The 19268-nt window shown below is 58.0% G+C and carries 19 protein-coding genes; 10 read left to right on the forward strand and 9 right to left on the reverse strand.

Annotation, left to right across the window (positions count from 1 at the left end; all coding sequences use genetic code 11):
* Positions 1–12: 12 nt before the first annotated feature.
* From N438_RS08935 to N438_RS08950, 4 genes are all read right to left on the reverse strand, one after another.
* A complete protein-coding gene (locus N438_RS08935; protein ID WP_016160720.1) occupies positions 13–237 on the reverse strand; it encodes a hypothetical protein in 225 nt (74 codons plus the stop codon).
* A 75-nt stretch (positions 238–312) separates the two neighbouring features.
* Entirely contained in the window at positions 313–3006 is a 2694-nt protein-coding gene (gene mgtA / locus N438_RS08940) for a magnesium-translocating P-type ATPase (protein ID WP_116696242.1), read from the reverse strand.
* A gap of 315 nt (positions 3007–3321) precedes the next feature.
* Positions 3322–3567 (reverse strand): hypothetical protein, encoded by a 246-nt coding sequence (locus tag N438_RS08945; protein ID WP_071983285.1) that lies wholly within the window; start codon positions 3565–3567, stop codon positions 3322–3324.
* Positions 3568–3967: 400 nt separating this feature from the next.
* Positions 3968–4873: a LysR family transcriptional regulator gene (locus N438_RS08950; RefSeq protein ID WP_012542113.1), complete on the reverse strand. Its 906-nt coding sequence runs from the start codon at positions 4871–4873 to the stop codon at positions 3968–3970.
* Positions 4874–5040: 167 nt separating this feature from the next.
* Here N438_RS08950 and N438_RS08955 point away from each other — a divergent pair, with 167 nt between their 5' ends.
* Positions 5041–5790, forward strand: a complete 750-nt coding sequence (locus tag N438_RS08955; RefSeq protein ID WP_012968491.1) for an SDR family oxidoreductase — start codon at positions 5041–5043, stop codon at positions 5788–5790.
* Positions 5791–5879: 89 nt separating this feature from the next.
* On the opposite strand, the gene N438_RS08960 is transcribed toward N438_RS08955, so the two are convergent.
* Together N438_RS08960 and N438_RS08965 are read right to left on the reverse strand one after the other, a co-directional pair.
* Positions 5880–6473: an ester cyclase gene (locus tag N438_RS08960; RefSeq protein ID WP_032755618.1), complete on the reverse strand. Its 594-nt coding sequence runs from the start codon at positions 6471–6473 to the stop codon at positions 5880–5882.
* 2 nt (positions 6474–6475) lie between these two features.
* A complete protein-coding gene (locus N438_RS08965; RefSeq protein ID WP_110242524.1) occupies positions 6476–7585 on the reverse strand; it encodes an alkene reductase in 1110 nt (369 codons plus the stop codon).
* A gap of 100 nt (positions 7586–7685) precedes the next feature.
* On the opposite strand from N438_RS08965, the gene N438_RS08970 reads away from it, so the two are divergent.
* The gene (locus N438_RS08970; RefSeq protein WP_032739602.1) at positions 7686–8621 is read left to right on the forward strand and encodes a LysR family transcriptional regulator; all 936 of its coding nucleotides are present in this window, start codon (positions 7686–7688) and stop codon (positions 8619–8621) included.
* Between the two features lie 13 nt (positions 8622–8634).
* Here the strand turns inward: N438_RS08970 and N438_RS08975 are convergent, their stop codons facing one another.
* Complete coding sequence (locus N438_RS08975; RefSeq protein ID WP_032739978.1) at positions 8635–9465, reverse strand: oxidoreductase; 831 nt, start codon at positions 9463–9465, stop codon at positions 8635–8637.
* A gap of 102 nt (positions 9466–9567) precedes the next feature.
* On the reverse strand, positions 9568–10575 hold the full coding sequence (locus N438_RS08980) for an AraC family transcriptional regulator (protein WP_016160728.1): 1008 nt from the start codon (positions 10573–10575) through the stop codon (positions 9568–9570).
* A 226-nt stretch (positions 10576–10801) separates the two neighbouring features.
* On the opposite strand from N438_RS08980, the gene N438_RS08985 reads away from it, so the two are divergent.
* From N438_RS08985 to N438_RS09015, 7 genes are all read left to right on the forward strand, one after another.
* Positions 10802–11659, forward strand: a complete 858-nt coding sequence (locus N438_RS08985; protein WP_008807647.1) for a MurR/RpiR family transcriptional regulator — start codon at positions 10802–10804, stop codon at positions 11657–11659.
* Positions 11660–11787: 128 nt separating this feature from the next.
* Positions 11788–13116: an aspartate aminotransferase family protein gene (locus N438_RS08990; RefSeq protein ID WP_016160729.1), complete on the forward strand. Its 1329-nt coding sequence runs from the start codon at positions 11788–11790 to the stop codon at positions 13114–13116.
* On the forward strand, positions 13113–13667 hold the full coding sequence (locus N438_RS08995) for a hypothetical protein (protein WP_008807645.1): 555 nt from the start codon (positions 13113–13115) through the stop codon (positions 13665–13667). The genes N438_RS08990 and N438_RS08995 overlap by 4 nt, the downstream gene beginning before the upstream one ends.
* Before the next feature lie 127 nt (positions 13668–13794).
* Entirely contained in the window at positions 13795–14547 is a 753-nt protein-coding gene (gene glnH / locus N438_RS09000) for a glutamine ABC transporter substrate-binding protein GlnH (protein ID WP_008807644.1), read from the forward strand.
* Positions 14548–14598: 51 nt separating this feature from the next.
* Positions 14599–15255 (forward strand): glutamine ABC transporter permease GlnP, encoded by a 657-nt coding sequence (gene glnP / locus N438_RS09005; protein WP_012542106.1) that lies wholly within the window; start codon positions 14599–14601, stop codon positions 15253–15255.
* A gap of 2 nt (positions 15256–15257) precedes the next feature.
* Entirely contained in the window at positions 15258–15980 is a 723-nt protein-coding gene (gene glnQ / locus N438_RS09010) for a glutamine ABC transporter ATP-binding protein GlnQ (protein ID WP_012542105.1), read from the forward strand.
* Positions 15981–16001: 21 nt separating this feature from the next.
* Positions 16002–17018, forward strand: coding sequence for a C45 family peptidase (locus N438_RS09015; protein ID WP_016160731.1), 1017 nt, complete (start codon positions 16002–16004; stop codon positions 17016–17018).
* Here N438_RS09015 and N438_RS09020 read toward each other — a convergent pair.
* Positions 17015–18205, reverse strand: a complete 1191-nt coding sequence (locus N438_RS09020) for an MFS transporter (RefSeq protein ID WP_016160732.1) — start codon at positions 18203–18205, stop codon at positions 17015–17017. The genes N438_RS09015 and N438_RS09020 overlap by 4 nt on opposite strands.
* 175 nt (positions 18206–18380) lie before the next feature.
* On the opposite strand from N438_RS09020, the gene N438_RS09025 reads away from it, so the two are divergent.
* Positions 18381–19262 carry a LysR family transcriptional regulator gene (locus N438_RS09025; protein ID WP_008807639.1) on the forward strand — a complete coding sequence of 294 codons (882 nt, stop codon included), beginning with the start codon at positions 18381–18383 and terminating at the stop codon, positions 19260–19262.
* The last annotated feature ends 6 nt before the right edge of the window (positions 19263–19268 follow it).

Consider the following 19268-nt stretch of genomic DNA (forward strand, 5'->3'; position numbering starts at 1 on the left):
TGAATTCCCCCTCTACAGGGCGGGTAGTGAAATAAAACGCAGTAACCTGATCGAAAAACGATGTATGGCGCTGGCGAGGTTCAGTAATGCTTTAGTGTGTTGATAGTTAATCTTCCCTCCGGCGTACCATGCCAGGGCACGGACGCGAAGGGTGCGGGTTATTTTCATTAAAAATAAGACAATCAACGCGATGGTCTTATTTTTAATCAGGAAAATGATGGAATGTTGCTTTTCCATAATGCTTCCAGCCTGTGTGGCCTGCCTGAAAGGTGCCGCCGAAGCGGCACGTGAATCACCGTCTTTAACGCAGAATTAGTGCCACTGCCTGAAGCGACGGATGTAGAACGTTTTCATGCCCTGCGCCACGCAGCAGTAGGCGAGCAGGGTGCCGACCAGCCACGGGAAGTACTGCCACGGCAGCGCCTGCAGCCCAACCAACGGCCCGAGCGGAGAGAACGGCACGTAAATTCCAATAGCCATAATCAGACCGGTCATCATCAGTACCGGCCAGGCGGCGGTGCTCTGAATGAACGGAATTTTCTGGGTACGCAGCATGTGCACCACCAGCGTCTGCGACAGCAGGCCTTCAACGAACCAGCCGGACTGGAACAGGGTCTGCATGTGTTCGCTGTTAGCGCTGAACACAAACCACATCAGCGCAAAGGTCGTCATGTCAAAAATGGACGAGGTCGGGCCAATCCAGACCATAAAGCGGCCGATGTTTCTTGCATCCCACTTGCGCGGTTTGCTCAGGAACTCTTTGTCCGTTTTGTCCCACGGCAGCGCGAGCTGGGAGATGTCGTACATCAGGTTTTGCAGCAGCAACTGGATCGCGAGCATCGGCAGGAACGGAATGAACGCGCTGGCCACCAGTACCGAGAACACGTTGCCGAAGTTGGAGCTGGCGGTCATGTTCAGGTACTTCATAATGTTGCCAAAGGTCTCGCGGCCTTTGATGACGCCTTCTTCCAGCACCATCAGGCTCTTTTCCAGCAAGATGATGTCGGCCGATTCCTTGGCGATATCGGTGCCACTGTCGACCGAGATACCCACGTCGGCATCGCGCAGAGCAGGGGCATCGTTAATGCCGTCACCGAGAAAGCCCACCGTATGACCGTTGGCCTGCAGCGCCTTCAGCACGCGTGATTTCTGCAGCGGCGTTAGCTTGGCGAACACCGTGCGCTCTTCCACCAACTGCTGCAGGGCCGTGTCGCTCAACGCCTCAATCTGCGGGCCGAGTACCGGTTCGCCTGGCTCCAGTCCCACCTGGCGGCAAATCCGCGTAGTGACAATCGCGTTATCGCCGGTCAGCACTTTGACTGCGACGCCAATATCCATCAGGGCAGCAATCGCCGGACCCGCGCTCTCCTTAGGTGGATCGAGGAAGGTGAGGAAGCCGCGGATAATCAGATCGTGCTCATCAGCGGTGCTGTACAGTCTTTTCGCTTCGGCTTTCGGAATGTCGCGCGTAGCGACCACCAGAACGCGGAAGCCGTCTTTGTTGTAGTCGTTCGCCATCGCCAGCATGGCGTCACGGCGCTGATCGTCGAGGGGGATAACCTTGCCATTCTCTTCCATGTGGGTGGCGATGCTCAGCATCTCCTCCACGGCGCCTTTGCACACCAGCAGATGATTGCTCTGGCTGTCTTTCACCACAATCGACAGGCGACGGCGCACGAAGTCGAACGGCATCTCATCGACTTTGCTGTACTCCTGAGGTTGCACAAAGCCCGACTCATTTTCAGAGAAGTAAATGACCGCCTGATCCATCAAGTTTTTGATGCCGCTTTGATAGTGGCTGTTGAGCCAGGCCAGCGCCAGCACGGACTGATTTTTCTGACCGTGCGTGTCGACGTGGTGCTCAAGGATGATTTTATCCTGCGTCAGGGTGCCGGTTTTGTCGGTGCACAGCACGTCCATCGCGCCCAGGTTCTGAATCGCGTTAAGGCGCTTAACCACGACTTTACGCTTCGCCATGGCCACCGCGCCCTTGGCGAGGTTGGCGCTGACGATCATTGGCAGCATTTCTGGCGTCAGGCCTACGGCGACGGCCAGAGCAAACAGCAGGGCATCCCACCATTCGCCCTTCATCAGGCCGTTAATCAGGAACACCACCGGCACCATCACTAGCATAAAGCGGATCAACAGCCAGCTGACGCTGTTCACCCCGCGGTCAAACGCCGTTTGCGCCCGGGTGCCGACAATCGCTTTTGCCAGTGAGCCAAAGTAGGTCCTTGGCCCGGTCGCCACCACGACCGCCTGAGCGGTGCCGCTGACAACGTTGGTCCCCATGAAGCAGATGTTAGGCATATCCAACAGATTTTCGTTGTCAACCGCCTTGTCGTGCGCGGATTTCTGCGCCACGTCGCCGAGGGTGTCGTACTTCTCAATCGGCAGCGCTTCGCCGGTCAGGACGGCCTGACTGATAAACAGGTCGCGTGATTCGATCAAACGGACGTCGGCCGGGATCATGTCGCCCGCATAGAGCTGCACGATATCGCCCACCACCAGCTCGCGCATCGGGATTTCACGTGGCGTTCCTTTTTGCCCGGCGTGTTCGCGACGAACGACCGTCGCGGTGGTGCGAACCATCGCTTTCAGCGCTTCGGCCGATTTGGCCGAGCGGTGTTCCTGCCAGAAGCGCACCAGTCCGCTGAGGGCAACCATGGTGCCGATGATTATCACCGTCGTCAGGTCGCCGTCTTCGCCATGGCTGGTGGGCAGCCAGTAGTCGGTGAAGAAGCTGATCCCGGCGAGAATGGCGAGCACATAAATAAACGGGTTGTTAAACGCCATCAGCAGCTGGATCAGCGCGTGCGGTGGCTTGTCATGAGTCACTTCGTTCAGGCCATCCCGCTCCAGCCGGGCATTTGCCTGGGCTTCCTGCAGCCCTTCCCGGGTAGTGTTGAGGTTGACCAGGGTTTCTGCGATACCGTTTTGGGCTTCCTGGGCGGCACGCATAGACAGCGTGCTTTTTTTATTTCGGTTCTTGATTTGTACAGTCATAGTGCTGCTCCTGTCGCCGGGCGGCAGCAGGCTTTTTACGGTAAGACCCGGATTAAGGGCGGCCGAAAATAGCCCGATGTCGCATCAGCGATCGGTTTTAATTAATTTCGCACAGGGCTTCCCGCTGTTTATTATTAAAAATAAACAGGCGTGAAGTTTATATTTTGTTTTATTTGGACGTGATTATTCCTGCCGATGTACAAGTATGAATACATCAGTGAATAAACAGGTACCAGCAGTGACTTAACTCAGCGTGACGCACGAAAACGGGCTGCGGCATAGCGCGCAGACACGGCCTACGGCGTAACGGCTGAATCAGGCGACGAAGGGGCGACTTTGTGGGTCTTCGCCATCAGAGAAGCGGCAACGACGCTCCAGCTGGCCGGTGACAGGACTGACGCGCCAGTTAGTAATGCGTTGATTCAACTCGATGATTTTCGAAGAGAATATAGAGCTTTGCTGTTTTTTGCGCGCAGACGACGCCCGATCGCGGGGCGGCCGGACACGCAGCGTTGATGTCATGGTTTTGACACCAGGAAAAAGGGTAGATTTGAAGTTCATAACACACCTCGGGACCGTGAAAACTCTGGTCGAGGTGGGACAACACGAGAGCATCAGGCTCCGGCGAGACACACCAAAACGAAGAAGTGATCACAATCGATTTTATGTTTACTTGTCCGAATAACCGTTAAGGCCATATTCGGACCGCTACTAAATTCAGTATCCATTAGTCTCTTATGTCAGATTAGGAAAGGCCACAACTTAGGCCCATGAAATCTACCCATAGCCAATGTTATTGTCAACCCATTCATATCAATTTAAATCTTCGTTTATATTTTGTGTAGAAACATCAAATCGTAGATTTAATCATTGGTGTTTTTCGGACGGTCGTAAAAAGGAAAAATAGCGGTCAGTGCGTTCAATTGTGGACCACCCTCGGCGCTGCGTCAGATAACGCGCTTTATCCCTGCACCGCAGCCGGAAAAACCGCCGCCAGCCATTCAATAAAGACGCGGAGCCGGGGCGGCACGTGCCGGTGCCGGGCATAGACGACGTGAAAGGGATAGGGGGCCGGGCGCCAGGCGGCGAGGATCTCCACCAGCTTGCCACTTGCCAGCGCGGGTTTTAGCGAATAGGTAAAGGTTTGCACAATGCCTAAGCCCGCCTCGCCGGCGGCAATATGCGCGTTGCTCTCATTGATGCCGAGATGGGGCTCTGTCTTGAGCTCGGTACTGACGCCGTGACGCGTAAAGCGAAACGGAAACGCTCTGCCGCTGGCCGGCGACAGATAGCTGATGAGCTGGTGGCCATGATGGAGTTCATCCGGCGAGGCGGGCGTGCCGCAGCGCTGAAGATAGCCAGGGGTGGCGCAGGTGACCAGCGTCGCCTCGCCGATTTTACGGGCGATCAGCGTCGAGTCATCCATCGGCCCGCCGCGGATGGCGCAGTCAATATTGCCGCTGATGAGGTCCGCGGGTTTATCGGCCACCTGCAAATCGATACGGATATCCGGCCAGGCGGTCATAAAGTCCGCCAGCAGCGGGATCAGCACATCGCACGCGGTCGACCCACCGATGGCGATCCGTAGATGGCCCTTCGGCTTATTGTGGGCGGTATTGAAGGAGGCGTCGATCTCTTCCAGGTCTTCCAGCAGGCAGCGAGCTTTTTCATAGTACTCCCGTCCTTCCGGCGTCACGGTAATACGCCGGGTGGTGCGCTGCAGGAGGGAAACCCCCAGGTGCGCTTCCAGTTGCTTGATGGTTTTGCTGAGCGTGGCGTTGGGCATATCCAGCGAGTCCGCGGCGCGGGTAAAGCTGCCGGCTTCGACAACGCGGGTGAAGGCTTTGAGGGCTGAAAATCGGTCCATTATTCGCAGTATCCTGGTTAGCGGGCGTCCATTATCCACGGAGGGGAAAAGTGTTTTTCAGATTAGGCCATTTTTCCGCCTCTTTGAGGCGATTACAGTGCTTTCCATACCCGGCGGGGCGCTTTCGCGAGCCTGGCCTGTTTATACTCTAACCAAGGAAATGCACCATGAGCAAAAAACTTGCGGATAAAGTGGCGTTAGTGACCGGCGGCAGCACCGGTATTGGCCTGGCGTCGGCGAAAGCGCTGGCGGAGCAGGGCGCGAAGGTGTATATCACCGGCCGCCGACAGGAGGAGCTGGATGCGGCGGTAAGATTCATCGGGCCCGCCGCCCGCGGGATCCGCGCCGACGCCGCCGTGTTAAGCGACCTTGACGCGGTATTTGCGACCATTGCCGACGAGTCCGGCCGGCTGGATGTGCTGTTCGCCAATGCTGGCGGCGGGGATATGCTGCCACTCAGCGCCATCACCGAAGCGCACATCGAGCGGATTTTCGCCACCAACGTGCGCGGGGTGGTGTTCACCGTCCAGAAAGCGCTGCCGCTGCTCACCGACGGCGCCTCGGTGATTTTGACCGGCTCTACGGCGGCGGTCAAAGGGACGGCGAACTTCAGCATCTATAGCGCCAGTAAAGCGGCGGTACGCAGCCTGGCGCGTTCCTGGGCGCTGGAGGTGAACGATCGCGGGATCCGCATCAATGTCGTCAGCCCGGGGCCGGTGCGTACCCCGGGTCTGGGAGGACTGGTTGCGGAGGCGGACCGTCAGGGCTTGTTCGACGCCCTGGCCGCCAGCGTACCGCTCGGGCGGCTGGGCGAGCCGGAGGAGATTGGCAGGGCGGTGGTATTTTTAGCGTCTGACGAGTCGAGCTTTATTAACGCCGCAGAGATCTATGTCGACGGTGGAATGGCGCAAATCTAAGCACAGTCTGTCGCCAGGCGAGCCGCCCCGGCGGATACCGGGGGGCTCGTGGTTATGGCGATCGCTTACTCACCGCTCGGGTGGGCAGCTTATTGCGCGCCCAGCTGTTTCATCAGCGTCAGGTTATCTTCAATATGCCAGTTGGCGGCAATTTTACCGCCGCTGATCTGATAGATATCGGTGGCGATAAAATCGATATTTTGTCCCTTACCCTTCCGGGTGCCGAAGGTCCCGGTAAAGTGGCCATGAAAATGTAAGTGTGAGACCACCCGGTCACCGGCCACAATCATTTGTTCGACATCACAACGTAAATCCGGCACCGCCTGACGAAACGCTCTGGAGGCGAGGATCGCGCCTTCCGGCCCTTGCCGACGCCCTTCCGGGGGCGTTTTATCGATAAAATTCCCCGCCAGCGCCGCCCGGGCCAGCGCTTCATCACCGGTATTCCAGAACGTGGCGTATTGCCTGGCGACAAATTCATTGGCGACGCGTGTGGCAGGGGGAAGGCCGTTGTCAACGATGAGCTGGGCTGGCTTCAGCAAACCCTGCGGGGCTGAAAACGCGGAGCCGGATATCCCGGCAAGCAGCAGCGCTGTGGCGCAGCGCCGCAGCGTGATGCCGCGTCTGGCCTGCGCGCAGACAACAGCGAAACTACGGCTGGCAGGTAACATTTTGCGGGTCATTTTCACTCTTTATGCTCCGTATAGAAGGGATAGTCGGTATAGCCCACCTCTGTCCCGCCAAACAGCGTGGCGGGATCGCTGACGGTCGCCAGCGGCCAGCGGTGCTGAAGCCGCTGCGGCAGGTCAGGATTAGCAATAAACGGCCGGCCGAAAGCCACCAGGTCGGCGAAACCGGCGGTGAGGATACGTTCCGCCTTTTGCTGATCGTAATTGCCGGCCACGATCAGGGTGCCGCTGAAGGTCGCGCGCAGCGTGTCACGAAAGTGCTGGGGAACGGCTGGCGCATCGTCCCAGTCCGCCTCCGCCAGGTGGATAAAGGCGATACCCTGCTGTTCGCACCAGGCCGCCAGGGCAAGGATGGCGTCGATCACCTGCGGGTCGTTCATCCCGCGCTGAGTAATGAAGGGGGAAAGGCGGATGCCCGTCCGCTCGCGGCCAATGACGTCGCCGATGGCGGTCAGCACCTCCTGGGCAAAACGGATCCGGTTGCTCAGGCTACCGCCGTACTCATCAGTACGCTGGTTGGCGGTACGCCGCAGGAACTGGTCGATCAGATAGCCATTGCCGCCGTGCACTTCCACGCCGTCAAACCCCGCCGCTATCGCATTGCGCGCCGCCTGACGGTAATCGGCGACAATACGCTGAATATCCGATCGGGAGAGCGCCCGCGGCGGTGGGCAGTCCACCATCTGGCCCCGGCCTTGCTCATCCACCACCCAGACCTGGGCGTCCGGCGCCAGTGCCGACGGGGCCACGGGTTGCCCATCCGCATGAAAACGAGCGTGCGACATCCGCCCCACGTGCCAGAGCTGAGAAAAGATAACGCCGCCAGCCTGGTGAACGGCCCCGGTCGTCAGCTGCCAGCCGGCAATCTGCTCAGCGGAATGCAGGCCAGGCGTCCAGGAGTATCCCTGTCCCTCAGGAGAGATTTGCGTCGCCTCCGTGACGATCAATCCGGCGCTGGCGCGCTGGCGGTAATATTCTGCCATCAGCGCGGAGGGGATATTTCCGGGCTGCAGGGCGCGCGCCCGGGTCATGGGAGCCATGACGATGCGGTTTTTCAACGGCAGCGCGCCGATGCGGTAACGATCGAAAAGTGAGAGGCTGTTCATACGGGTGTCCCTTGCGAGTGGAATGAAAATCACTTTACAGTCGGGATCTGATTTTGATAATTAGGCTAAAATCAGATTCACTTTTCAGGAAATACGAAAAATGGGCAAGCTGGAAGATATGGCGCTGCTGGTGGCTGTCGCCGAGGCGGGGGGACTCTCCGCCGCCGGCAGACGGTTATCGCTCTCACCGGCCACCATGACGGCCCGCCTGAAGGCGATGGAGGAGCGCTACCAGACCCGCCTGTTCCATCGTTCCACGCGCGCGATCACCCTGACCAGGGCGGGGGAAGATTTTTATCATGCCGCGCGGCGCGTACTGGAGGAGGCCCGTCACGCCGAATCGTTGCTGACGCAAAAGGAAGGGGTGCTGAGCGGCAATATTCGTCTTTCCGCCCCCTCCGACTTTGGCCGACAGTATCTTAGCCCGGCCATCGTCGACTTTTCCCGCCGTCACCCGGAGGTCACGTTTTCCGTGTTCTTAGGGGAGCGCGTGGAGGATCTGGTCGCCAACCGGCTGGATATGAGCATTCGCGTCGGTAACCTGCCAGACAGTAGTTTGGCGATCCGCCATATCCGCCCCAACCACCGGGTGCTGGTGGCTTCGGAGGCTTATCTTGCTACCCACGGAACGCCTGCATCCCTCGACGAGTTGCACCATCACCGCTGTCTGGCGCTGGAGCGGCACGGTGTGGTGATGAATGAATGGCGCTTTGAGGAGGCGGGAAAGGAGCGCGTGGTGCGGGTGACGCCGGCGATGGTCTGCGACGATGGGGCACTGCTGCGGCAGTGGGCGCTCAGCGGGGCGGGGATCGCCGGTAAATCATGGTGGGATGTGAAGAGGGATGTCGAGGAGGGACGGCTTCAGGTGCTGTTTGCCGAGCGCTTCACCGGATTCAGCCCCTTAGACCGCAAGGAGGTTGGGCTGCAGTTTGTCTTTCCCCAGCGAAAGCTGCAGCCGCCGCAGGTGTCGGCGTTTATGACGTTTTTTATCGACTGGCTGGGGGAGTCATCCCCCTCCAGCGCGAGGCGAAGGTGAGCAGAACATGACCTCAGCGCATCTGGCTGAGGATAATACGATCGAAAAGACGGTCGCCCAGCCAGACACGCATCCGGATAAGCAGTTTGGCATACTTACCGACGGCATAACGGGGGCGTGGATTTGAGGCCTTCACCGCGACCAGGACCGCCTCGGCGATCGTCTGCGGGTCGCTGCCGGTGCCATGGCCGTACGTTTTTTGGATCGACAGGGCGACCCCTCTTACCAACTGACCATACGGTCCTGTGGCCGAACGTTTGACAATACTTTCACTGGCCGCATCGCCGAAGCCGGTTTCAATCACTCCAGGTTCGATGATAACCACCTTGATGCCGAAGTCGGCAACTTCCAGCCGCAGGCAGTCTGACCACCCCTCAAGTGCATGTTTGGTGGCGTGGTACCATGCGCCGAGGACGCTATACATCTTCCCGCCCATGGAAGAGATATTGACAATATATCCGCGACGGCGGGCGCGCATCGCGGGAAGCAGTAGTTGCGTGAGATGCGCCGCGCCGAAGAGATTGACCTCAAACTGGTAGCGAGCCTCATCGATACCGATCTCTTCGACCGGGCCATACAGGCCAAAACCGGCATTATTGACCAGTACATCGACCCCTCCGGTCTGAGACAGAATGGTGTTCACGACCGCCAACCGATCGTCCTGTCGTGAGAGATCCATCTGCAGGCATTGGGCCCCTAGCGAAGCCAGATCGTCCATTTTCCCGAGCTGCCGGGCAGCAACGTAAACCTGGTAACCCTCCTGGATAAGACGACGGGCAATGGCTTTCCCCATCCCTGACGATGCGCCGGTGACCAGCGCGGTTTTCTTTTCCTGAATAAACATAAGCACCTCGGCAAGTAGACTGCGCTGAGTGTGCCTGCTGTCAGGCGCGGTGTCGCTGGCACGGTGCGCCACAATACTGGCAAAGCGCGCCATGACGCGCGCTTAGTTGAGGCGCATCATGTCTCTGAGGGTTTCTGGCGTCTGGCCGGTCCACGCCATAAAAGCCCGATAGAAGGAATTCGGATCTTCAAAACCGAGCAGAAAGGCGATCTCATAACCGGAAAGCGTGGTATTGAGAAGATAGTGGCGAGCCAGCGCTTCGCGACAAGCGTGAACAAGGGCGCGATAATTCTCTCCCTCCTGCTCCAGCCTGCGCTGCAGGGTGCGTTTGCTCATTCCCAGACGTTGCGCCGTATTGTCGATAGAGGCGTCGTTGCCCGGCAGAAGCTCCAGCAGGACTGCATGAACACGTTCAGCCGTTGAGGCCTGATCGCTAAGCTGGCTGAGACGACGCTGCAGCTCCGGCTCAAAGACCTGCCACATACCCTCGTTCACCGTCAAAAAGGGCCGCAGGGCATCAGCGGCGGCAAAGCTGATGGTCGCCCGCTTTCCACGCTGTATGGTCGTGCCGAAGAAGGCTGAAAAGTGGTGGGTCTGCTGGCGGGTGAGGGGCTGTGAGAGCGTTACTTTCACGGCCTGAACCGGTTCGCGGGTGGCCAGTCGGTTCAGACGAAGTAAAAATGCCAGCTCTGCCACTTCCAGAGAGGCAGGGATTTCTGTTGCTCCCAGCCAGCGCGGAGACACTGTCAGCGTGCCGTTCTGCACGACCGTCGTCTCCAGCGCCATGGGGGCAATAAGCAGTTTATACTTGGCCAGCCGCTGGACCGCCTGCATCATGTGGGTACTACACAAGGCGGCGAACAGCGGGGGATCAAACACTTCCGCAGAGACCCTTTCTACAAAGGGCAAAGGAAAGGCCTGATCGTCGCTTTCTTTTTCCAGCACGCGCCAGAAACGCAGGTACTCATCGGTAGTCAGACCGCGATTGATGTCTGAAAAGGTGTCGTCCGGCAAACCGGCCTGGCGGAGGAGATGTTCAGGCTCCATCCCTGCGTCTTTGAGCAGCGCTCGCCAACGGAGATTGAGAGAAAAAGTGCGGTTGCGCGCCATGGTGAAATTTCCAGCAGTGAACAGGGCTTTGATGTGTAACGCCCCCTGATAAGAGCATACCTTTTCCCACCCGCCAGTGACATTCCTCTTGCGCCATATTTGAAGTAAAGCACGCCAGCAATGAGAAGGGGGAACGGATGTAACCCGCGGGGTCGTTAGCCACCTATAGAGTCTTGATCTCAAATATGATTAGATAGCTTTCACTTAAAACCAGTAAGTAGCTGCCATGAATCTCAGGGAAAAAATCATTAATGAATTCGGCGGGTTGTCGCCCGAGCTGCAACGCGCCGCCGAGTTCTCACTGCAAAATGCCAGCCAACTGGTGGTGTTATCGATGCGTGCCTTCGCGGCGGAAGCCGGGGTAAAACCGGCGACGCTGCTGCGTCTGGCGCAGCGGCTGGGTTACCGCGGCTGGAGCGAGCTGAAAAGCGATTTCATTGACGACCTGGGGCTGCGCAATGATACGTACGTATCAAAAGCGGAAAAAATGATGGCCCGCGGCACGCAAACGCAGCTGTATAAAGAGGTTTTTCAGGCGCATCAGGCGAATCTGACCTTTACGCAAAACGAAAATGCGCAGGAGATGGAGCAGGCGGTGACCTTGCTCGATAGCGCGGAGAATGTCTATATCTGCGGATTCCGCGCCAGCTTTCCGATCGCGTGGTCGCTGTTTTATGTCTATCGACTGTTCAACCGGCAGGTATCGTTAATCGATGGCCTGGCCAGCAATATCGAAGTTTTCACCCGCGAACTGACCAACCGGGATTGCGTCTTACTCACCAGCTTTGCGCCCTATTCACGCGAATCACTGGATGTTTTACGGGCAGCCCGGCAGGCAGGGGCGAAGATCCTCGCCATTACCGACTCGCCGGTTTCCCCCTTAGCGCAGGCGGCAGACTGCACGCTGCTGTTTTCCATCGACAGTCCGTCATTTTTCCCTTCCGTGGTCTCCGGCATGGGGCTGGCGGAGTGTTTACTGGCGATGCTGGTGGTGCGCCACGGCCGGGAGGCGGTGAGTAAAATTGAAAGTGCCGAACGCTATCTTATCGATTCTGGCGTCTATGTGATCCCCGGTAAATCCTGATAAATGATTCAAATGTATCTGGTATAAGAATTATGGATGCATTTATATCTTTATTTCGTTGACGTGATCCAAATGGATCCTGCAAGATACGCTCAATTAATGTAGCGGATTCAGGAGCAGAACCCAGTATGAGTCATGTCATTCACCGCAGCCTGCGTAGCACGCCGATCGTGGCCTCACGTGCCCAGGGGGCCTATATCTTTGATGCCCAGGGAAAGCCGTATCTTGATGCCTGCGGCGGGGCGGCGGTTTCCTGCCTCGGACACGCACACCCTGATGTGCTGGCGGCGATGCACCGCCAGATCGATCAGCTGGCCTATGCGCATACCAGTTTTTTTACCAGTGATGTCGTGGAGCAGCTGGCCGAACATCTCACCCGCACGGCGCCCGGCGAGCTTAACTATGCCTACTTTGTCTCGGGCGGATCCGAGGCAATAGAGACGGCGCTGAAGATGGCGCGGCAGTACTTTGTGGAGATCGGCCAGCCATCGCGCACCCGATTTATCGCCCGTAAACAGAGCTATCACGGCAATACGCTGGGCGCGCTGGCGGTGGGCGGTAACGAATGGCGCCGTCGCCAGTTTGCCCCCTTATTAATGGATGTTATCCGCGTCTCAGCCTGCAATGAGTACCGCGATCGTCGGGCTGACGAGACCCAGCAACAGTATACCGAACGTCTGCTTAATGAGCTGGAGCAAGCCATCCTTGAGGCCGGCCCGGAAACGATTATCGGTTTCTGTGCGGAAACCGTGGTGGGGGCGACGACGGGGGCCACGCCGCCGACGCCGGGCTATCTGAAGGGGGTGCGCCGCCTGTGCGATAAATACGGCATCCTCTATATCGCCGATGAGGTGATGTGCGGTATGGGGCGGACCGGGACGCTGCACGCGTTTGAACAAGACGACGTGGTGCCTGATTTAGTAACCATCGCCAAGGGACTCGGCGGGGGTTATCAGCCGATTGGGGCGGTACTGGCGAGTGAGACCATTGTTTCCGCGCTGAAGGCGGGCAGCGGGTTGTTCCAGCATGGCCACACTTACATTTGTCATGCTACCGCCGCGTCGGCAGCTCTGGCGGTGCAGCAGGTGATTGCGCGCGATAATTTACTGGCTGCCGTCAAACAGCAGGGCGCCTATCTGCAACAGGCCCTGCGCGAGGTGCTGGGTGAGTTACCGCATGTCGGCGATACGCGCGGACGCGGCCTGTTTGCCGGCGTCGAGCTGGTGCGCGATAAAGACAACAAAACCCCGTTCGATCCTGCCCTGAAGCTGCATGCTGCGATCAAAGCAAATTGTATGGCGCGTGGGTTGATGGTCTACCCCATGGGCGGCACGATCGATGGTCAGTATGGCGATCACATCCTGATCGCGCCGCCGTTTATCATCACCCCGGCGCAGATCGACTTTGTGGTCGATACGCTGAACAGCGTGATCCGCGAAGAGACGGGAAAATTATGATCAATCGTTTACCGCCCCTGGCGGAACAGGAATGGGACGAGCGGCAACGTCAGTTAGCGGAAGAGATCATCAATGGGCCGCGCGGCGCCTTACTGCCGCCTTTTGAGCCGCTGTTACGTAGTCCCGAGCTGATGGCGCATGCCCAGCGTATGGGGGAGTATTTACGTTATCGCAGCGCGCTGGGTCAGCGTCTTTCTGAACTGGCGATTTTGCTGACAGCACGGCACTGGTCACAGCCGGTAGAGTGGGCGATCCATGCGCCAATAGCACGTGAGAAGGGCATCTCTGCCGCGGCGGTGCGGGCGATTAAGCAACGGCGCCCGCCAGACGATCTCCGGTCCGATGAGCAGGTGATCTATGACTTCTGTCAGCAACTGCATCAGCAGCAAAAGGTGAGTGATAGCACCTGGCAACAAGCCGTTGATTTATGGGGTGAGAAGGGCGTGGTGGATCTGATTGGGATAAACGGTTATTACAGTTTTCTCTCCATGGTGATGAACAGCGCCCAGACGCCCGTACCGGATACCACCGACTCTCTATTTTCTGAATAAATTAGCCTTTTCATTCGGGCGCATAATAATGCGCCCTGCATATCAAGTGTTGTTATTGGTTCTTCCGGCGATATATATCGCAGGCTGATATTCGTTGCATGCCATTTCATTGACGCTGAGGGTAATTATGACTGGACTATTTAATAAATTAAAACTGACGCTGGCTTTGGTTATTTGTTCAGCCAGTTTTGTGACAGCAGCTCAGGACAAAATAACGGTGGGCGTGGATACCGCCTTTGTCCCTTTTGAATTTAAACAAGGTGATAAATATGTCGGCTTTGATATCGATTTGTGGGACGCTATCGCAAAGAAAATGCATATCAGCTACGAATTAAGGCCGATGGATTTCGGCGGCCTCATCCCCGGACTGCAGTCGCGTAATCTGGACGTGGCGATGGCCGGCATAACCATTACCGATGCGCGTAAACAGGTCGTGGATTTCAGTGATGGGTATTATAATGCCGACCTGTTAATAGCCGTGAAAAGTACTGATAATTCCATTGCCAAATTCAGTGATTTGACCGGGAAAAAAGTTGGCCTTAAGCAGGGGACGGCGGCGGCCAGCTTTATGAAAAGCAAATATAAAGCGAATTATATCGAGTTTCCGAATATCGATAACGCCTACCTTGACCTTCAGGCCGGCAATCTCGATGCCGTCGTTCACGATTCGCCAAATGTCCTTTACTACGTGAAGACGGCGGGTAATGGCAAGGTCAAATCCACCGGGGAGACGGACAGCATTCTGCCACAGCAATATGGCTTTGCGATGCAGAAAAACAGCAGCCTGACGCCAAAAGTGAACCAGGCTCTGCAGGCCCTGCGTGCCGATGGCACCTACGACAAGATTTACGTTAAGTGGTTTGCTAAACAGCCGAAATAACCCTGCCAGGTCGGAGCGATCCGACCTCATTTCTTCTTGACGGGTAGAATGATGAATTTTGACAGTCGCTATATTTGGGATGCTTTACCGCTGCTGATGCAGGGCTTGCAGCTGACGCTGATTATCTCTTTGTCCGGTTTGTTAGGTGGGTTAATCATTGGCTTGCTGGCGGGAACCTGCCGCGCATTAGGCGGAACAATATCAAAAACGGTATCGCTGGTGTTTGTGGAATTAATCCGTGGAACGCCGATCATGGTGCAGGTGATGTTTATCTACTTCGCCCTGCCGATGGTGTTGCCAGTGCGTATTGACCCGGTTCCTGCCGCAATTATTACCATTGTGATTAACTCCGGCGCTTATATAGCGGAGATCACCCGGGGCGCGATTCTGTCGATCAATAAAGGTTTTAAAGAAGCCAGCCTGGCGATGGGGTTATCGCCACGCAGCACCCTATTACATGTCATTATGCCGCTGGCTTTTCGGCGAATGATCCCGGCATTAGGCAATCAGTGGATTATCAGTATAAAAGATACCTCGCTCTTTATTGTGATTGGCGTGGCAGAATTAACCCGCCAGGGACAAGAGATTATTGCCGGTAACTTTCGGGCACTGGAGGTGTGGACGGCGGTGGCGATGATTTATCTGTTTTTGACATTGTGCCTGAGCTTCCTACTGAAACAACTTGAGAAAAGGATCCATATTTTATGAGCATGGTTGAATTTAGCGCGGTAGCGAAAAACTTCGGCGCCACTCAGGTGCTGCACGATATCAATTTAAAGATTGAAGCGGGCGAGGTGGTGGTGATCATTGGCCCGTCCGGCTCGGGAAAATCGACCCTGTTGCGCTGCATTAACAAGCTGGAGGAGATCTCTTCGGGAACGCTGCTGGTGGCGGGCATGCATATTACGGATCCGCACGCGAATGAGTGTGATATTCGCCGCGAAGCCGGTATGGTGTTTCAACAGTTTCATTTATTTCCGCATCTGACCGCCCTTGAGAATGTCATGTTTGGTCCGGTTCGCGTGCGTAAGCAGAGTAAGGCCGCGGCGCGGGAGCAGGCGCTGGCGTTGCTGGACCGCGTGGGTCTGCGCGAACGCGCCAACCACTATCCGGCAGAGCTCTCGGGGGGACAGCAGCAACGCGTGGCGATAGCTCGTGCCCTGGCGGTAAAACCCAAAATGATGTTATTTGATGAGCCAACATCCGCTCTCGATCCCGAACTGCGGCATGAGGTGTTAAAGGTCATGCGCTCGCTGGCCGAAGAGGGCATGACGATGGTGATTGTGACCCATGAGATTGGCTTTGCCAGAGAGGTGGCTTCCCGGTTGATCTTTATTGATGGCGGCACCATTGCCGAAGATGGTTCACCTGAGGTGCTGCTCACTGCCAGCAGCAATCCGCGTCTGCAAGAGTTTTTGCAACACGTATCCTGAACATAAGTGAATGATGACAATATGAAAACAATCGCAATCCGTGGTTCCGCCTATGCGGTGGGTCAGCAGCTTGGCGCGTTTGGTCGTGAGGCCTGGCATACTAAAATCAGGCAAACAGCGCTGTGGCAAACCGTAACCGCCCTGAAAACGGCGGAGCAAACCCAGCGCATGCGCGCAACCGTCCAGGCTCAGTTTCCGCTGATCTGGCAGGAGCTGGAGGGCATGGCGGAGGGGCTGCAGGCGCCGGTGGATGAGGTGTTTGCCTGGAACTGTCGCGGCGATCTGGTGCGTTCGACGTCGGATGGCTGCACTACCCTGGCGGGGATAAGCGCTGAGGGCGAGTTAATTATTGCGCATAATGAAGATGGCTTCCCGCAGCTGCGCGGTGACTGCGCCATCGTCCACGTGACACCGGATGTGGGCCTCGCCTTCACCAGCTTCGCCTACCCCGGCTCCCTGTGCGGGCACACCTTCGCGGTGAATGAGAAAGGGATAGTCAATACGGTCAACAATATTCGTGCTGTGCATCGTCCGGAGGGGATGCCGCGCCAGATACTGGCCCGCGCATCGCTGAATGCCACCACGTTAGATGAGGCCATTACCCTGCTGACCGCGACACCGCGCGCGGGCGCGTTTCACCACACACTGGGTCAAATGGGCGATAGCCGTCTGTTTAGCGTGGAAGCTACCGGCTCCGGCAGCTCAGTGCGCCAGCTGACCGCCACCTTTGGGCATGCCAACCATCTGATCCATCCCCAGCTTGCGACCATTGAACAGATCGTGACCGGGAGCTCCGGCTCACGTCAGCAGCGCCTGGACGCGTGGTTGGCGACGAACTCGTCGCTGGATGGGGTAACAGCGAAAGCGATGCTCTCCGACCAGCAGGATCCGCTGTTACCGATTTACCGGCTGTCTGCGGAAGATCCGGATGACGAAAATACGCTGGCGACGGCCATTTTTACCCTGAGCGCGACCCGGGTCGCATGGCAGGTCTTCACCCTGGATCGTGAAAACGCGGTTTTGCAGGGCAGCCTTTAGCCGACTGAGGGCGCTTTCAGCAGGGCGATCAGCAGCGTACTGCACGCCATGATCCCCGCCGCCAGCCACACCATGCCTGACAAGCCCGCAGTGGCGATCAGCTGGCCGCCGACAAGCGCCCCGGTGCCGATGGCGGCATTAAAAATAGCCACGTAAATGGCTGACGCCGGCTGGGCGACCGCGCCTGCGCTGCGCAGCAGCCAGGTCTGTAAGCCGACGTACACGATCGCGATACCGGCGCCCCACAGGGCTAACAGCAGCCCGCTAAAACAGAAAGGCAGGGGCGCAAGCCGTCCGGTGCCGAGGAGCGCCAGCGCGCCTCCGCTCAGCAGCAGTGAAGCAAAAATCAGCCCCTTCAGATGACGGTCGATAAGCTTACCCGCGATAACGTTACCCACCAGCCCGGAAACCCCTGACAACAGCAGCAGGCCGGAGAGGGCGGTCGCCGGTACTCCCTGAAGTGTTATCAGCAGCGGTTCAACGTAGGTGAAGGCGGCAAAGTGAGCGGTAATGATGCAGGCCGTGGCGCCATACAGGCCGCAGAGCAGCGGATTACGGAAGATATCGCGATAAACACCCAGCCTGACGGGGGTGGACGCGGCCAGCGCGGGCAGCGTCGAGCATAGCACTGCCGCTGCGGCCAGTGACAGCAGGGCCACCGCCAAAAACGCGTGTCGCCAGCCCGCCAGGGTGGCGATAAAGCTCGCCAGCGGTACCCCCACTACGCTTGCCGCCGACACGCCGCCAAAAATGATTGCCGTAGCCAGCCCCAGCCGGTGTGGCGGGACCAGCTGCGCGGCGACGATGCCAATTAAGGCCCAGAAGGCGCCATGCGCCAGGGCGCCAATCATGCGGGCGCTCATCAGGGCGAACATGGAATAAGACCGGGTCGCGGCGAGGCAGGAAAGCGCCAGGGTCAGCATCAGCCCGACCAGCAGCGCCTTGCGTGAAATACGCGCTGGCATCGCGCCGGAAAGCAGGGCCGCCAGGGCGCCCACCCAGCCGTAGGCGGTGACGGCAAGCCCCATACCGGATTCCGTCTGGTGAAAATCCGCCGCCAGGGCGCTGAGCATGCCCACCGGCGCCAGTTCGCTGGTGACGATCGAAAAGGCGCAGATCCCGAGCGCAATGACGGCTATCCAGACGCGCGTCGGGGTTGGGTTAAGGGGTAAAGCAATCTCTTTCATGTCAGGCGTATCCTAAGAAGAGGGAAGTCGCGCATGGTGCACGGACGTTCAGGTGAGGAGAGAACCGGCGATCGGATAGCCTGTTTGTCTCCGCGAGTGGCGTGCAGTATCATCCCTGCGAAAATGATAAAAAAGAGCAGAAAACGGAGAACCGTTTTCCATAATTGGAAAGTAGATGACAGCAGAGTTTAACTGGGATGATGCGCGCATCTTCCTCGCCATCGCCCGGGCGGGAACGCTAAGCGGCGCCGCCGACAAGATGAACATGGGGATTGCCACGGTGTCCCGCAGGCTGGATCGGCTGGAACAGTCGCTGAAAGTCCCGCTTTTTAGCCGCCATCAGAGCGGCTATCGCCTGACCGACGATGGCGAAGCCCTGCTCGCGCGGGCGGAGGCGCTGGAATACGCAGGCCTGGCGTTCGGCGAGGCGGCGCAACTGCAGGGGCATGTCGCCGGGGTTGTCCGCCTGGCTACCTCGGACAACCTGGCCACGCATTTTATTCTGCCCTCCCTGAAAGGGCTCCTGGACCACTATCCTGACCTGCGGGTGGAGGTGCTGAGCGGCGTGCAGCCGGTGAACCTGCACCGTCGGGATGCCGATCTGGCGATCCGCATGGTCAAGCCTGACGCCGGGCATTTGACCTTAAAGCGGCTGGGGACGGTGGGGTTTGGCGTCTATGGCGCCGCCAGCTATCTGGCCGGCGCGGACGGCCTGTCGCTGAGCGAGGCGGACTTTGTGGGGTGGCCGGAGACTCACCAGCACCTGCCGGCCGCCCAATGGATCACGCGCACCCTACGAGGGCGACCGTGTAAAGTCGAAGCCAATACGCTCGTGGCCCAGGTTTCCGCGGTATCAGCGGGGCTTGGGCTGGGCGTCCTGCCGCACTTTATGGCGCGGGCCAACGGGCTGCAGTGCCTGTTGCCGGAGATCGGCGCGGATCAGACGTTATGGTTAGTGATGCATTCCGACCTGGCCGGGTCCAGACGCGTGCGGGTTATCGCCGACCATCTCATCACCCTCTTTGCGGACCATCAAGACCGGCTGGCGTTGCCCTGACGCTAA

Origin of the sequence: Klebsiella sp. GL120222-02, from assembly GCF_003097195.1 — a bacterium.
Taxonomy (GTDB): domain Bacteria; phylum Pseudomonadota; class Gammaproteobacteria; order Enterobacterales; family Enterobacteriaceae; genus Klebsiella; species Klebsiella variicola.

Coding starts and splice junctions, on each gene's coding strand:
- N438_RS08935 (WP_016160720.1), bottom strand. CDS start 237: ATGGAAAAGCAACATTCCATCATTTTCCTGATTAAAAATAAGACCATC.
- mgtA (WP_116696242.1), bottom strand. CDS start 3,006: ATGACTGTACAAATCAAGAACCGAAATAAAAAAAGCACGCTGTCTATG.
- N438_RS08945 (WP_071983285.1), bottom strand. CDS start 3,567: ATGAACTTCAAATCTACCCTTTTTCCTGGTGTCAAAACCATGACATCA.
- N438_RS08950 (WP_012542113.1), bottom strand. CDS start 4,873: ATGGACCGATTTTCAGCCCTCAAAGCCTTCACCCGCGTTGTCGAAGCC.
- N438_RS08955 (WP_012968491.1), top strand. CDS start 5,041: ATGAGCAAAAAACTTGCGGATAAAGTGGCGTTAGTGACCGGCGGCAGC.
- N438_RS08960 (WP_032755618.1), bottom strand. CDS start 6,473: ATGACCCGCAAAATGTTACCTGCCAGCCGTAGTTTCGCTGTTGTCTGC.
- N438_RS08965 (WP_110242524.1), bottom strand. CDS start 7,585: ATGAACAGCCTCTCACTTTTCGATCGTTACCGCATCGGCGCGCTGCCG.
- N438_RS08970 (WP_032739602.1), top strand. CDS start 7,686: ATGGGCAAGCTGGAAGATATGGCGCTGCTGGTGGCTGTCGCCGAGGCG.
- N438_RS08975 (WP_032739978.1), bottom strand. CDS start 9,465: ATGTTTATTCAGGAAAAGAAAACCGCGCTGGTCACCGGCGCATCGTCA.
- N438_RS08980 (WP_016160728.1), bottom strand. CDS start 10,575: ATGGCGCGCAACCGCACTTTTTCTCTCAATCTCCGTTGGCGAGCGCTG.
- N438_RS08985 (WP_008807647.1), top strand. CDS start 10,802: ATGAATCTCAGGGAAAAAATCATTAATGAATTCGGCGGGTTGTCGCCC.
- N438_RS08990 (WP_016160729.1), top strand. CDS start 11,788: ATGAGTCATGTCATTCACCGCAGCCTGCGTAGCACGCCGATCGTGGCC.
- N438_RS08995 (WP_008807645.1), top strand. CDS start 13,113: ATGATCAATCGTTTACCGCCCCTGGCGGAACAGGAATGGGACGAGCGG.
- glnH (WP_008807644.1), top strand. CDS start 13,795: ATGACTGGACTATTTAATAAATTAAAACTGACGCTGGCTTTGGTTATT.
- glnP (WP_012542106.1), top strand. CDS start 14,599: ATGAATTTTGACAGTCGCTATATTTGGGATGCTTTACCGCTGCTGATG.
- glnQ (WP_012542105.1), top strand. CDS start 15,258: ATGGTTGAATTTAGCGCGGTAGCGAAAAACTTCGGCGCCACTCAGGTG.
- N438_RS09015 (WP_016160731.1), top strand. CDS start 16,002: ATGAAAACAATCGCAATCCGTGGTTCCGCCTATGCGGTGGGTCAGCAG.
- N438_RS09020 (WP_016160732.1), bottom strand. CDS start 18,205: ATGAAAGAGATTGCTTTACCCCTTAACCCAACCCCGACGCGCGTCTGG.
- N438_RS09025 (WP_008807639.1), top strand. CDS start 18,381: ATGACAGCAGAGTTTAACTGGGATGATGCGCGCATCTTCCTCGCCATC.